Origin of the sequence: Diaphorobacter limosus, assembly GCF_033100095.1 — a bacterium.
GTDB classification, from domain to species: Bacteria; Pseudomonadota; Gammaproteobacteria; order Burkholderiales; family Burkholderiaceae_C; genus Alicycliphilus; species Alicycliphilus limosus.
The window spans coordinates 3853652-3867040 of the sequence record NZ_CP136921.1 but is presented as its reverse complement, the minus strand read 5'-3'; the positions used below and the strand labels follow the sequence as shown (position 1 = coordinate 3867040).

At 66.7% G+C, this 13389-nt stretch carries 16 protein-coding genes; 2 read left to right on the top strand and 14 right to left on the bottom strand.

The window, feature by feature from the left end; genetic code table 11:
• Window positions 1-73: 73 nt before the first annotated feature.
• From P4826_RS18630 to P4826_RS18590, 9 genes are all read right to left on the bottom strand, one after another.
• The gene (locus tag P4826_RS18630) at window positions 74-2521 is read right to left on the bottom strand and encodes a DUF3987 domain-containing protein (protein ID WP_317701831.1); all 2448 of its coding nucleotides are present in this window, start codon (window positions 2519-2521) and stop codon (window positions 74-76) included.
• Window positions 2518-2757: a hypothetical protein gene (locus tag P4826_RS18625; RefSeq protein ID WP_317701830.1), complete on the bottom strand. Its 240-nt coding sequence runs from the start codon at window positions 2755-2757 to the stop codon at window positions 2518-2520. Before P4826_RS18625 ends, P4826_RS18630 begins: the two co-directional genes overlap by 4 nt.
• Window positions 2754-3086 carry a hypothetical protein gene (locus tag P4826_RS18620; RefSeq protein WP_317701829.1) on the bottom strand — a complete coding sequence of 111 codons (333 nt, stop codon included), beginning with the start codon at window positions 3084-3086 and terminating at the stop codon, window positions 2754-2756. Before P4826_RS18620 ends, P4826_RS18625 begins: the two co-directional genes overlap by 4 nt.
• Before the next feature lie 12 nt (window positions 3087-3098).
• The gene (locus P4826_RS18615; protein WP_317701828.1) at window positions 3099-3329 is read right to left on the bottom strand and encodes a helix-turn-helix transcriptional regulator; all 231 of its coding nucleotides are present in this window, start codon (window positions 3327-3329) and stop codon (window positions 3099-3101) included.
• A 456-nt stretch (window positions 3330-3785) separates the two neighbouring features.
• Entirely contained in the window at window positions 3786-3920 is a 135-nt protein-coding gene (locus P4826_RS18610; protein ID WP_317701827.1) for a hypothetical protein, read from the bottom strand.
• Between the two features lie 72 nt (window positions 3921-3992).
• Entirely contained in the window at window positions 3993-4331 is a 339-nt protein-coding gene (locus P4826_RS18605) for an HVO_A0114 family putative DNA-binding protein (protein ID WP_317701826.1), read from the bottom strand.
• Between the two features lie 16 nt (window positions 4332-4347).
• The gene (locus tag P4826_RS18600; protein ID WP_317701825.1) at window positions 4348-4641 is read right to left on the bottom strand and encodes an addiction module antidote protein; all 294 of its coding nucleotides are present in this window, start codon (window positions 4639-4641) and stop codon (window positions 4348-4350) included.
• Window positions 4638-5048 (bottom strand): type II toxin-antitoxin system RelE/ParE family toxin, encoded by a 411-nt coding sequence (locus P4826_RS18595; RefSeq protein WP_425605272.1) that lies wholly within the window; start codon window positions 5046-5048, stop codon window positions 4638-4640. Before P4826_RS18595 ends, P4826_RS18600 begins: the two co-directional genes overlap by 4 nt.
• A 10-nt stretch (window positions 5049-5058) precedes the next feature.
• Window positions 5059-6369 carry a tyrosine-type recombinase/integrase gene (locus P4826_RS18590; RefSeq protein ID WP_317701824.1) on the bottom strand — a complete coding sequence of 437 codons (1311 nt, stop codon included), beginning with the start codon at window positions 6367-6369 and terminating at the stop codon, window positions 5059-5061.
• 367 nt (window positions 6370-6736) lie between these two features.
• On the opposite strand from P4826_RS18590, the gene ribD reads away from it, so the two are divergent.
• Together ribD and P4826_RS18580 are read left to right on the top strand one after the other, a co-directional pair.
• A complete protein-coding gene (gene ribD, locus P4826_RS18585; protein WP_317701823.1) occupies window positions 6737-7849 on the top strand; it encodes a bifunctional diaminohydroxyphosphoribosylaminopyrimidine deaminase/5-amino-6-(5-phosphoribosylamino)uracil reductase RibD in 1113 nt (370 codons plus the stop codon).
• Window positions 7846-8652 carry a hypothetical protein gene (locus P4826_RS18580; RefSeq protein ID WP_317701822.1) on the top strand — a complete coding sequence of 269 codons (807 nt, stop codon included), beginning with the start codon at window positions 7846-7848 and terminating at the stop codon, window positions 8650-8652. The genes ribD and P4826_RS18580 overlap by 4 nt, the downstream gene beginning before the upstream one ends.
• Here the strand turns inward: P4826_RS18580 and P4826_RS18575 are convergent.
• The 5 genes from P4826_RS18575 to P4826_RS18555 form a co-directional block, all read right to left on the bottom strand.
• Complete coding sequence (locus P4826_RS18575; protein WP_317703800.1) at window positions 8646-9578, bottom strand: tRNA dihydrouridine synthase; 933 nt, start codon at window positions 9576-9578, stop codon at window positions 8646-8648. The two genes, P4826_RS18580 and P4826_RS18575, sit on opposite strands and share 7 nt — an antisense overlap.
• Before the next feature lie 96 nt (window positions 9579-9674).
• Window positions 9675-10826, bottom strand: a complete 1152-nt coding sequence (locus P4826_RS18570; RefSeq protein WP_317701821.1) for a methyltransferase — start codon at window positions 10824-10826, stop codon at window positions 9675-9677.
• Between the two features lie 23 nt (window positions 10827-10849).
• Complete coding sequence (locus tag P4826_RS18565; protein WP_317701820.1) at window positions 10850-11371, bottom strand: GNAT family N-acetyltransferase; 522 nt, start codon at window positions 11369-11371, stop codon at window positions 10850-10852.
• Window positions 11372-11527: 156 nt separating this feature from the next.
• Entirely contained in the window at window positions 11528-12973 is a 1446-nt protein-coding gene (locus P4826_RS18560; RefSeq protein ID WP_317701819.1) for a coniferyl aldehyde dehydrogenase, read from the bottom strand.
• Window positions 12974-13028: 55 nt separating this feature from the next.
• The gene (locus P4826_RS18555; RefSeq protein ID WP_317701818.1) at window positions 13029-13331 is read right to left on the bottom strand and encodes a hypothetical protein; all 303 of its coding nucleotides are present in this window, start codon (window positions 13329-13331) and stop codon (window positions 13029-13031) included.
• Window positions 13332-13389 lie beyond the last annotated feature (58 nt).

Sequence of the window (13389 nt, the reverse complement as noted above, 5' to 3'; positions counted from 1 at the left end):
CTGCCCATCATCAAAAACCGCAGGAATCGCAGGAACCGCAGGGGGGCAAGGGCGCGCCAGCAGGGTTTGAGGGTTAAACCACATGGTGATGCACCTCCCATGCCTTGCGCGCCTTCACGCCGTCTATCTCCGTGCCTGCCGGGCATGCGGTGATGTAGCCCGCTTCGACAAGCTGCTCAATCGCCGCCATCAGCCGGGGTTTGTTGCGCAGGTGGGCCGGGCCGCTCTTGAGGATGCCAGTGGTGGCAAACCTACGTACGCCACGCGCCTGCAACCAATTCGACAGCGCCTCCGCATCCTGCACCGACTGCGGCACAGCCGCCGCGCCGCGAATGCGCAGCGTCTCGGACAGATACCACTGGATCAACACCAGGCCGCGCGCCAGGTGGTCGGCTGTAATCTCGCTGGTGCCCATGCCGCCCTCAATGGCAGCCAGCACGCCAGCGATGCGACAGGCGTTTTCCAGCGCCTTGGCGGTGCGGTCGCGTAGCTCGCTCAGGTCTTGACCGGCGGCCATCAACGCCTCGAACTGGTTGCCCGCTTGCAGCGCCATGGCGGTAGCCTCAGCCGACAGCGGTAGCTCCATGGGGTCGAGTTCTTGCGGTTCGTTTTCCGACGTGCGCAGTTCCGCTTCCAACAGGCCAGCCAGCACGGCAAACAGGCGTTTGAGCTCGCGCCGGTCGCCTGCCCACTCGAATGCATCGGTGTAGCGCGTGCCGATAGTGGACTCGGGCCATGCCACCAGACAGCGCGCCAGCAGCCCCTGCCCATTGGCCATGCGGTCAGACAAGAGTTTGACCATAACGTCGCCCTGCGCCAGTTGGTGCAAGGCCATGCGCCGCCCGTAGAGGATACCCACGCCATCGCCAGCGCGCACGCGGTCGAACGGTGCCCCGTCCCACATTTTTGACCAGCGGGTAATGGTCTTGAGGAAGTTGTCGCCGTTGAGGGCGTGCCCGCCGATCAATAGGCCGCCCTCGTCGCTGAATAGCGCCACGCTGGGCTGTGACATAGCCAGCAGCTTGTAAAGCCCCTCGGCTGTGGGGTCGGTCACAAACCGCAATGGCGCAACAGGGGCGACAGGCTTGTCTCCCACAGCGGCCACGGCGTCGCGTACCTGCACTGCTGTGGCCGCGCCTTTCTTGCCCTGTGTGGCCGCATTGCGCGCGGCCTCGGTCGCCTTGCCCCATGCGGCCATATCGGCTTCGTGGCGCTCCATATCTTCACGGTAGGCCGCCATGGCCGCTTTTTCATGGGCCTTGGCTGCTCCCAGCACAACATCGTCAACCGCGCTTTTGCGCTCGCCAGACTCGCCCACGGTCAGCAGGAAGAGCGATAGCGGCTTGCGCTGCCCCCATGGCAAGAGAACATCAAAATGCGCTTGAGCGGCTAGGCTGGCGGCGGCCAGCACCGACTGGCAGCACAGTGCCATCGGTGCCTTGACCACGTCGTGAAGAGCGCGCGCCGCGCCGCCCAGCACCTCGCCCAATGCGTCAACCGGGTACGCCTGGCCAGGTGGCAGCGGCGCGCGCAGCGGCTCGGGTGCAGTGGTGGCCGGGTCTATGTCGATACCGTGGCCCGCATCCTCCAACAGCGGAAACACGGGATCAGCCACCACGGGCGCAGCCGCATCAAAACACGCCTGCACAGCCGCCGATCCTGCCCGCTGGTGCAGGTCGTTGAAGTCGGTTTCCTTGTCGCCGCGCTGCTCGCCAAAGTCAGGTTTTGTCAGGCTCCCGCCCACGGCCTGGGCAGCTTCGCGCGCCTTGACCATGCCGGGGTTGCCATCGGTTTTCCAATCATCATCAGCCGCCAGGATCAGGCGCAGCGCCGGGTATTTGGCATGCAGCGCCTGAGCGACTTCCAACAGGTTGCCCGCGTTCATCGCGCATGCAACCGCGTGGCCGGTGGCCTCATGAATGGATGCGCCAGTGGCCACGCCCTCGGCTATCACCAGCACGCCCGCAGGCTTGCCGATGGCGAAATAGCAGCCCTTGATGCGCCCTCCAGGTTGAAAGCGCTTGTCGCCCTCGGGGCCGATGGCCTGCAAGCTGTGCAGCTTGCCCGTGGTGTCGCGCAGGGGGATCAGCAGCGCCTCGCCCTCGACCTTGATGCCGTGGGACTGCATGCCCTTGCGCACCAGGTAGGGATGATCCGCCGGGGCAGGTAGCGCCGCCGCCCAGCGCTTTGCCGCCGCCGTGGCTGCATCCTGCTGGCGCTGTGCGGTGTCGGCTTCGCGCTGCTGGGCAATGGCCTGCATGCGCCGCTGGAGGGCGCTGCGCTCGGCCTGGGTCATGGCCTTGCTGTCCTTGCTGCACCAGCTCGATTGCATGCCGCTGCGCCAGCAGCCAAAAGCGCCTGCCGGTATGTCGCCATCGTCGTGAAGGACGTACCAGCCCGATTGATCCGCGCGCTTGCCGCTGGTGCTGAATCGGTGCAATGCGCCGTCGCCGTGGATCACGTCGGGCACGGGCAGGCCAGCGCCTGCAATGGCCTGTTGGAATTGGTCGATTGCGCTCACAGCCGCCCTCCAATCTGTACCAGGAAGCGCCCCACGTCGTGAAGGGTGGGCAGATAGCGCACCAACCCCCAGCGCTCGGCCCAGTAGGTGCTGGTGCCGTTGGGGGAAGTAACTTGGCTCAGGCGGTGCCCCTGCTGTGCGAATGCGGCTTGCAGGGCGGTAAAATTGGCGCTGTTCGATTTAGGAATAGCGCTCGGTACTGCCTCGGTGGTGCCGGGCGTTTTCTTTGGGATCATCGTGCGCCCTCCCATTGCTGCGCCAGCGCCAGCAGTTTTTTCTGAGCCCGGTATTCGCGGCTCTTGGCGTTGCGCAGGTGCCGGTATTCATCGGCTGTCGCCGCCATCATGGCGGCCCACTCGACACTGCCGCGCTTGATGTATTCGTCGTAGTTCTCGGACTCGGTGCGCCAGGCCAGGTACCCGGCTTTCAACACGTCCTTGCAGTGGCCGGTATCGACAACGGCCTGGGCGTAGGCGATGGCGGCTTGCGCCAGGTGCAGCAGGTGTAGAGGGTTTTGAGCGGGCAGGGCTGCGCCTGCCCGGTGGGCGTTGATGCGGTTGGGCATGGTGGCCTCCGATCAAACAGCAGCGTGGACGCGCTCGTGAATCCAGGCGGCCACAGCCGCGCTATCCCATGCGACAGTGCGCTCGGTCAGCTTGATGGGGCTCGGGAATTCACCGCGCTTCATGAGGCTGTAGAGGCTGCTACGCCCCAGGCCGGTGGCCTCACGGACAGCTTGCAGGCGCAGCAAACGGCGCTCGGTGGTGACGGCCTGGGCGGCCTTGAGTTGGTTGACCAATTGGGTCATAGCGTGTCGCTTTCTCCCCTGCTGGGGACGATGGTTAAACACGCTCAAAAGCCGGGGCAGCAACATCCATCAAAGTCCCCCCGGTTCCAGCGAAGATATCGATGATGTACATTGCGGCCTTGAACGGCGTCCAAACTGTTCATGGCCGATGGCCCCTGAAAGCCCGCTGGGATCCTACCCCCGGTGGGCTTTCTTGTTTTTGAGCACCCACACCCTGTATGAATCCACATAAGTGCAGGCGGCGCCATCATAGCGCCCAGCGGCCTGCACCACCGCATATAGTGTCTTGTCGCTGGGCAGCTACTCCATATCTAGTGCTTGCCCGCCATGTCCCACTGCTCCGTAGTGAATCAGTTACACCCCTCCAAAAATAGTCGGTGTGCGCACGTCAAAAGCAGCCACAAAAGCCCAGTTCACCAATACTGCGTGCCGCTATAGCGCTATCTTTTTTCGCGCCTATTCTTCTTCGCGGTTTTGCATGTTGTCGATGCGGTGCTTGCTGGTGTCGCCTTGGTAGTCGTACACGTTTCCGACGGTGTTCTGGTCGAAGCACTCGCTATCCTCGTTGTCGAAGATGTCTAGAACTTCCATGAAACTGAGGAAGTTGATGCGCACAAAAAAACCCGCCATCTAGGCAGGCGTCGTTCTGGTTGGGGAAGAGGATCAGGCCAGCGATACCGTAGCCTGCACCTGCTCCCATGGCGCGGTCAGCTTGCCGCCATCGCGCACCAGCAGCCCGGCGGCCTCAAGAATCGCCACGTCGCCATGCACGTTCTTGTAGTCACGCCCCAGCGCCTGGGCGAGCTCGCGCACATTGCCCACGGCCTGCCGGTGAACATGGCGCAAGAGCTCCAGGCGCTTAGGTGTCAGGGTATCCAGCATGGTTTGCACGTCCAAGAACGTGACGTGGGTTTCGTTGACCTGCTCGCCAGCCGCAGCACGATTCCACGCGCCAGCAAAGCGCCCGCCCATATCAGCCGGGGTGCCGACGTGCAATTGCATCTTGCCCATGCTGGCCTCACACTGGCGCAACACTCAGGCGCAGCCCCACGGCGTGCAACACCTTGTTGACCGTCTCCAATGTGGGGTTGCCCTTGTCGCTCAGGGCTTTGAACAGCGTTTTGTCGCCCACGTCCGCGCGCCGCGCTACCTCAGCCATGCCGTGGGCCTTGGCGACGTGGCGCAGCGCCACCAGCAGGGCGGCTGGATCATCCAGCTCCATGGCTGCATCGATGTAGACGGCTGCCTCAGCCGGGTCGGTCAGTGTGGCCTCCAGGGATGCGGAAAAGCTCTTGTCGCGTGGTGCATTCATGGCCTGCCTCTTTCTTTCCAATCGCTCAGATAGTCAATGGCGCGCGCGATTTCGCGGCTTTGACTGCCCTTGTCGCTGCCGCACAGCAGCAGCACCAGCACGGCACCTTGCCTGCTCAGATACACGCGATAGCCCGGCCCATGGTCTATGCGCAGCTCTTGCACGCCATCGCGCAGGGGCTTGCAATCGCCCATGTTCCCGGCTTCTACCCGTGCCAGGCAGGCGCGGATTTTGGCCCTCGCCATTCGGTCGGGCAGCGCATCCAGCCAGCTCTCAAACGGTGCATGGCCTTGACTGTCGGTGTAGATGCGAACATCCATTATGGTATTCCAAAAGATACTGCATTGCGATGGCCTGGGATCATCGCCAGGGGTTTTGTAGGTTTTGTAGCGTACCCCTTGGGGCATTTTCAAAAATTCATGCCGTCTTGATATGCACCACATTGGCGCTTTGCTCTTGCAGCAGGCGCAGCAGCAGCGCCAGCGCATCGCGCTTTTCCTGCATGTAGTCGTGCCCGTCGTAGTGCCGCGCCTGCACCCCGGCGATGCCGTGGGACTGCAACCGGCCTCGAATGTCTGAGCTCACGCGGCCACTGGCCAGCAGGGTTTCCACGCCTGAGCGAATGCGTTTTGTCTGGAAACCGTCAATGCCTGCTGCGGCCTCTACAGCCCATGCGCTCAGGGTGGTGGCTGCCAGGTGGGTGTTGCCGCCGTCGGTGCTCAGTGCATAGATGCCCTCGGGCTGGCAGGCCAGCAGCGCCAGGGCAGCCTCGGGGATCAACGGGATGGTGTGCGGCCTGGGGGGCTTGCCCGGCCTGCCCTTGCCGTCGTAGAGGGTGAAAGCGCCAGCGTCAATATCAGCGGTGCGCAGGTTCACCAACTGCTCAATCCGCTGGCCACCAGTCAGCAGGTGCAGGCGCAGCACAGCGCCTTTGAACCCCGCCATGGTCTTGATGGCCAGCCAGTAGGCGCGCAGTTCCTCCAGGCTCAAGGGGTTCTTGTCGGCACGATTGGCCGATTCGTCAGGCTCGGTGTCCGCCGCCGGGTTATGGGTGATGCGGTAGCCCTTGAACCGTAGCGGGATGCTGGCCTTGGAGCGCGCGGCCTTGGCGGTCTGGTAGGCCGCCCTCATGTAGCTGCGCAGCTTGTTTGCCGTGCGGTCTTTGCCCAGCTCCACTACGCGCCGCATCATGTCCGCTATCTGCTCGCCAGTCACTTGATTGGCGGGCAGGCTGGCCACCTGGGGCCATGGCTCCAAGACGTGCAACTTGATGATGCTGCGCACGTCGGCATGGGATCGGCGGCCTTGGAATTCCAGGTGGTCGGCGTAGTCGCCCAGCAGGTTCTCCAGGGTGAACTGCTGTGCCTCGGCCTGGGCTTGCGCTGCTGCTGTTCTGGCCTGCTGCGCCTCGGCCTTGATGGCCAGGATGCCGCCATCGTCCCGGCGTGCATGGTGCTGCTCAGAAAGCGCCTCAGCCGCGCGCATCGCCGCTTGGATGCTGTAGCCCTTGGCGGTGGGCTTGACGCTCTTCGGTGGAGCGCCTGAGTCGTAGATGCCTACGGGCTCCCGGTGCGTCTTGCTCTTGATGGTGAAGCGCCAATAGAACGTGGTCACGCCATTGGCCAGCTTGCGCGCTTCCAATGACCCGACAGGGGCCACTTTGCCGACTTTCAGGAACTGCCCAGGCTCCAGGTCGTTGATGCTTTGGCCGGTGGTTTTGGAGCTCATTTTCCAGTCCGTAGTAGCGACTTTCACCAGCAGTCCGAAGCGAGTCCGTTTGTTTTTCTGGTGACAGTCTGGTGACAGTTTTGGCGTGAATGGGATTGTACGCCTATGGACTTAATTGGACTATGAATTCATATAAATCAACGTGTTGTAGCTCTGGTGACAGTCCACGAAAATCCAGGAAAATGCACGATTTCGGACTCTTAATCCGTTGGTCGAAGGTTCGAATCCTTCAGGGCCCACCAGCTATTCCAGAAAGCCGGAAGTTGTGATGCAACTTCCGGCTTTTTTATTTCCGAACCCGACAGGAATTGACAGGCCTGCGCGGTTTGCACAAACGCATGGTTCTGCGCGCTACCATCGCTGCGTCATGACAGGCGCCACACCCTTCATCCAGCAGGCGCTTGGGCTCGCAGCCCAGGCGCTTTGTCTTTCCAACCCGAATCCGCGCGTGGGCTGCGTGATCGCCGGCGGCGACGGCGCCGTGCTTGGCCAGGGTTTTACCCAGCAGGCCGGCGGCCCGCATGCCGAGGTAGTGGCGCTGCGCGATGCCGCCGCCCGCGGCCATGACGTGCGCGGCGCCACGGCCTATGTGACGCTGGAACCCTGCGCGCACCAGGGGCGCACGGGGCCGTGCTGCGATGCGCTGATACAGGCGGGCATAGGGCGCGTGGTGGCCAGCATTGCCGACCCCAACCCCCAGGTGGCGGGCCAGGGCTTTGCGCGGCTGCGCGCCGCGGGGGTGGAGGTCGAGGTGGGGCCGGGCGCCGCACAGGCGCGCGAGTTGAACATCGGCTTTTTCAGCCGCATGCAGCGCGGCACGCCCTGGGTACGCATGAAGGCCGCGGCCTCGCTGGACGGCGTGACGGCGCTGGCCAACGGCGCCAGTCAGTGGATCACGGCACCGGCCGCGCGCGCCGACGGCCATGCCTGGCGCGCACGCGCCTGCGCCGTGCTGACAGGCATTGGCACGGTGCTGGACGACGACCCGCTGCTCAACGTGCGCGAAGTGGCCACGCCGCGCCAGCCGCATCTGGTGGTGGTGGACAGCCGGCTGCAGACACCGCCCACGGCACGGCTGTTCGGCGTGCCCGACAGGCGCGTGTTCATCTACGCCGCCCACGAGGACGGCACGCGAACACAGGCGCTTGAGGCGCGCGGTGCCACGGTCATTCAGCTGCCCAATGCCCACGGCAAGGTGGATCTGCCGGCCCTGCTGCGCGACTTAGGGCCACGCGGCGTGAACGAGCTGCACCTGGAGGCCGGGCACAAACTCAACGGCTCCTTTGTGCGCGAGGGCCTGGTCGATGAAATGCTGCTCTACCTGGCGCCCCTGCTGCTGGGCAGCGGCGCGCATGGCCTGGCCAGCTGGGGGCCGCTGCAGGCGCTGGCGCAAGGGCTGCGCATGGAGTTCCACGACATACAGCAGATCGGCCCGGATCTGCGCCTGATTGCCCGCGTGGCGGGACGGGCGCAATTTTGAACAACACCGGCTACAGCCGCTTCCTGGAGGAGCAATGGCCGCAGCAACAACCGCTGGTGGCACGCTACATGCTGGCGGGGGAGCAGGTCTGGCTCAAGCGCGCCGGGCCGCGCCATGGTATGTGGCGCTACCGCCTGCTGGGCGCGGCCGCCGGCGTCCTGCGCCTGCCGGTGCTGCGCCCCGTGCCCAACCTGGGCGGGCGCCCGGCGATTGCCACCGAGCTCCGACGCCTGCGCACCCTGGGCGCGCTGGGCCTGCGCGTGCCGCAGGTGCTGGCCGCCTGCGATGACGCCTTTTTGATGCGCGACCTGGGCACACCGGGCCGGCCCACGCCGTCGCTGGGCGACGAGATCGAGGCCGCCGTGGCTGCCGGCCCCACCGCCGTGCTGGCGCTGTGGCGCCTGGGCCTGCAGACGCTGGACGCCGTGCATGGCCATCAGCAATGCCTGAGCCAGGCCTTTGCGCGCAACATGGTGCGCTGCCCGGACGGCGCGATTGCCTGCATAGACTTCGAGGACGACCCTTTAAGCGCCCTGCCCCTGGCCCTGTGCCAGCTGCGCGATGCGCTGGCCTATGCGCATTCCACGGCACTGGCGCTGCGGCAAGCCGGCGCCCAGCAGGAGGCGCGCGCCCTCTGGAACGACTGGTTGACCCAGCCGCTGCGTGGCGCGGACTTTCAGGCGGCGCTGCAGGGCACGCTGACGCGCCTGACCTGGCTGCGCCACCTGCCGCAGGATCGCCGCTGGGGGCGCGACGCGCAGCGCCTGCGCGCGGCGCATGATTTGCTGATCGGGTCTTATTGATCGGCCACCTGCCGCACCCAGGCCGTAATCACACGCTGATCGGTCATCACGCGCACCTCGTCAAAGGCCTGTTGCGCCTCGGGGTAGCGCCGGCGCAGCAGGTTCAACCATTGCTTGAGCCGGCCGGCGCGCTGGCGCGGCTCCAGGTCGGCGCAGACCAGATCCCAGAAGCGCCCGATCTGCGGCAGCAGGGCCTGCCAGGCCAGGGGCTGGTGGGCCTGCCCCTGGTCGTGCGCGCGTATGGCCAAGGCCAGACCGGGGTCGGCCACCATGCCGCGGCCCAGCATCAGCGCGTCGCAGCCCGACAGGCTGCGGCAGCGCAGCGCATCGGCCACGCTCCAGATCTCACCATTGGCCACCACGGGGATGGCGACCGCCGCACGAATGGCCGGGATCTGCTCCCAGTACGCGGGCGGGCGGTAGCCATCGGCCTTGGTGCGCGCATGCACCACCAGCTCTGTGGCGCCGCCCTGCTCCATGGCCTGGGCGCATTCGCGCGCCAGGCCGGCGTCGTCATAGCCCAGGCGCATCTTGGCGGACACGGGCAGCGGGGCTGGCACGGCGCGGCGCACGGCGGCCACCACGGCCGCTATTGATTCTGGCTCGCGCAGCAGGGCCGCGCCGCCGCCGTGGCGGTTCACGGTCTTGGCCGGACAGCCAAAGTTCAGGTCTATGCCCTCGGGGCCCAGGGCGGCCAGGCGGGCGGCGTTCTCGGCCATGCAGCCCGGGTCCGAACCCAGCAGCTGCGCGCGCACGGGCACGCCGGCCAGGGTGCGGCCGCCGTTCTTCAGCTCGGGGATGTAGCTCAGAAACACCCTGTCGGTCAGCAGATTGCCCGAGACGCGGATGAACTCGGACACGCAGCGATCGACGCCGCCGACGCGAGTCAGCACGTCGCGCAGCACGAAGTCCAGCAGCCCTTCCATGGGAGCCAGCAGCAGGGGCTTGCGCGGGAATGTTTGAGTCAAAACGACCTCTAACTCTTTACCAATAAACGCAAGCAGCTATTATTTATATAGCGATCATTGCGCAACGGCCAGGCGCCACAGCGACGTGACCTCGGCCGCGCGCGCGGCGTGCAGCATGTCGCCGGCGTCCTGGGCCTTGCTGTGGCGCGGGCGTGTCTCCTGGCGGCCGAGAACGCGCAGTCCGGCTGCGGCGATCCAGCCCAGCAGCTCATCGCGCGAGCGCAGGCCCAGGTGTTCGGCCAGGTCTGACAGGATCAGCCAGCCCTCGCCGCCGGGCGACAGGTGCGCGGCCAGGCCGGCCAGAAAGCCCTTGAGCATGCGGCTGCCCTCGTCGTACACCGCCTGCTCCACGGCCGAGCTGGGCCGCGCCGGCAGCCAGGGGGGATTGCAGACCACGAGGGGCGCGCGAGCGGGCGGGAACAGGTCCGCCTCCAGCAGCTCGACGCTGCCCTGCAGGCCCAGGCGCTGCAGGTTGTCCTGGGCGCAGGCCAGGGCGCGTGGCGCCAGCTCGGTGGCGACCACGCGGCGCACGCCCCGGCGCGCCAGCACGGCAGCCAGCACGCCGGTGCCGGTGCCGATGTCGAAGGCCAGCTCGGTGGACGGCAGCAGCGCCTGGGCCACCAGGTCGATGTATTCGCCGCGCAGCGGCGAGAACACGCCGTAGTGCGGGTGGATGCGGTTGCCCGGCGCGGCGCCCAGGGCGGGGATCTCCACGCCCTTCTTGCGCCATTCATGCGCGCCGACCATGCCCAGCAACTCACGCAGCGCGACCACACTGGGCGTGCCATCGGCCGGGCCCCAGGCCTCGGTGCAGGCCTCGCGCCAGTCGGGCGCGCGGCGCAGGGGGATGGAGTAGTCGCCAGCTACCGGTATCAGCAGCGCACCCAGGGTGCGCGCGCGCTGCGCCTGCGCCTGGCGGTGCAGGTGAAAGCGCTCGGACGGGGTGGCCCCGGCCAGCTTCTGCGCGGCCTTGGCGGCTGCCTTGGGGTTCTTGCGGTCGGCGCGGCGCATCAAGGCCTGCAGCAGCTGGCGCGCATTCTGGAAGTCGCCGCGCCACAGCAGGGCCGTGCCCTCGCAGGCCAGGCGGTAGGCGCTGTCGGCGCTCAGGGTGTCGTCGGCCGGCTGCACGCGGGCGGGCGCCGGGGCACCAGCCTCGGAGCGCCAGCGCGCGCGCTGCTGCTCGCCCTGCTCGCTCCATTCGATCATTGCCGGGCCTGCCAGGAATGGCTTCAGTTGACCGGGCGCTTGAGGCGCACTTCCTCGATCTTCACGCCGCCGACCAGGGCAGTCTTGGCGGTGGTCATCTCGCGCTTGAAGCCAGCCATCTCGTGAAAGCGCAGGGCGCGCTCGTTGCGCAGCGGCACCCAGGCGGTGACGGTGGTGCAGCCCTCTTCCTGCAGGCCATCGCGGGCGGCGTCCCACAGGGCCACGCCCACGCCCTTGTCCCAATGCGTGGGAGCGGCGTAGATGGCCCAGATTTCGCCCGTGGTGTTGCGCGTCTTTTCATCGCGCGAGCGGTCGAAGCCGACAAAGCCGACGATCTTGTCGCCGTCCACGGCCACCTGCACCTGGGGCTCGCAATACTCGATGGCCTCGCGCCAGTAGGCCTGGCGCTTCTCGACCGAAGACATGGATTTCAATTGATCGTCGGGCACCAGACCGCGGTAGGCTTCCAAGGCGGCGGTGGTGTGAACCTGGGCAATGGCCTTGGCATCGCGAAGTGTGGCGGGACGAACCTGGATACTGGACATGGGAAAACGAGAACCGGTGAATTTGGGAAAACCCGGTATTTTCCCTCAAATGGTTTTTTGTCTCCAAGCACGGCAAGTTTCCTTGTGCCCAGCCCCGTTTTTGTACGCAAACGCCTCCATCTGTGGCAGGCAGGCGTGCGGCAACCCGCCAACGCGCTACACCAGGCGCCGCAGCAGCGCCATCACCCGGTCAAAACGCGCACCATAGGGCGGGTACAGCAGGTGGCCCTGGGCCCAGCGCGACTGCGCCAGCACCGACTTCTGGTGGCTAAAGCGCAGAAAGCCGGCCTCACCGTGATACGCGCCCCAGCCGCTGTCGCCCACGCCACCAAAGGGCAGGTTGTCATGCGCCACATGCAGCAGCGTGTCGTTGACGCACACGCCGCCGCTGACCGTGCGGCGCAGCACGTCATCACGCGCGGCCTCGCCGCGGCCAAACCAGTACAGGGCCAGCGGGCGCGGCCCGGCGTTGATGTGGGCAATGGCGTCATCGAGCCGCTCGTAGCTCAGCGCGGGCAGCACCGGGCCGAAGATTTCCTCCTGCATCAGCTGCATGGCCGGCGTGGCGCCAAACACCAGCACCGGCGCCATCTGCCGGCCCACGCCGTCGCCTATGCCCTGGGGCGGAGGCGCGGGCGAGCCGGGCACGGGCTGCAGCACCTGCAGTTCGGCGCCCAGGGTCTGGGCCTGCTGCAACATGGTGCGCAGCCGCGCCAGGTGGCGCGGGCTGACGATGGCGGCGTAGTCCGGGTTGCCCTCGAAGTACGGAAACAGCCGCGCCACGGCGGCGCGGTAGGCCTCGGCAAAGGCGGCCTCGCTGCCGCGCGGCAGCATCACATAGTCGGGGGCGATGCAGGTCTGGCCGGCGTTGAGCAGCTTGCCGTGGACGATCTTCAGCGCCGCCTCCCGCAGGTCGCAATCGGTATCGATGATGGCCGGCGACTTGCCGCCCAGCTCCAGCGTGGTCGGCGTCAGGTTGGCGGCCGCGGCCTGCGCCACCTTGCGCCCCACGGCGGTGGAGCCGGTAAACACCAGGTGATCAAACGGCAGCGAGGCCACCAGCGCCGCGGTGGCCGCGTCGCCCTGGACCACGCAGAACTCGTCGGGCGCAAAGAACTGCGCCACCAGGCTTGCCAGCTGCGCCGCCGTGTGCGGGGTGAGTTCGCTGGGCTTGAGCATGACGCGGTTGCCCGCTGCCAGAGCGTCTATGACCGGCGCCAGGGCCAGCTGCACCGGGTAATTCCAGGGGGAGATCACACCCACCACGCCCAGCGGCTGGCGCTCGATCCAGCCGCGCGCGGGCAACAGAAACAACGGGGTACGCACCCGGGTGCGCCGGCACCAGCGCGCCAGGTGGCGCAGGGTGTGCGCAAGCTGGGCACGCAGCATGAACAGATCCGCCACCTCGGTCAGGCGCGGCGAGCGCATGCCGAAGTCGGCCTGGACTGCGGCTGCCAGGGCCGGGCCATGTTCGTCAATCAGCTTGGACAGGCGCAGCAGGCGCTCGCGGCGCAGCGTCAGGGGGGTATCGGGCTGGGCGCGGCTGGCCTGGCGCTGCAATTCAAAAACGTGGCGAATGTCGTCCGGCAAAGTGGCGCGCATGGTGGATGGCCGCGCAGGCCGGGCAGGCCACGCGTCAGGCAAATGTGAGGGGTTTTCAGCGGATTTCGCGCGGCACCACGTCGGTGACGTCGTGATCGTCCCGGCGCGGCGGCTCCGGGCGCTGGGCCGTCCAGCGCGCCGTGCTGCGGTACACGGTGCTCCAGCCGGTGCGCGGATCCATGCGCATGACCCACGGCGTGACGGGCCTGCCCGTCAGCCGCGCCCACAGCGCACGCAGGCCCCAGACCAGCGCCAGCACGGCCGCGGCGGCCAGCAGGCTCAGGAAGAAGAGCACGCCCATGGCCAACACCACCAGGCGCAAAACCCACCGGATCACACCGGTCACTACATCATTCAAACCATCCCCCTTTCAGACAGGAGTGCCGGCGCGGGCCAGGCCCGCACCGCGCGCTCCA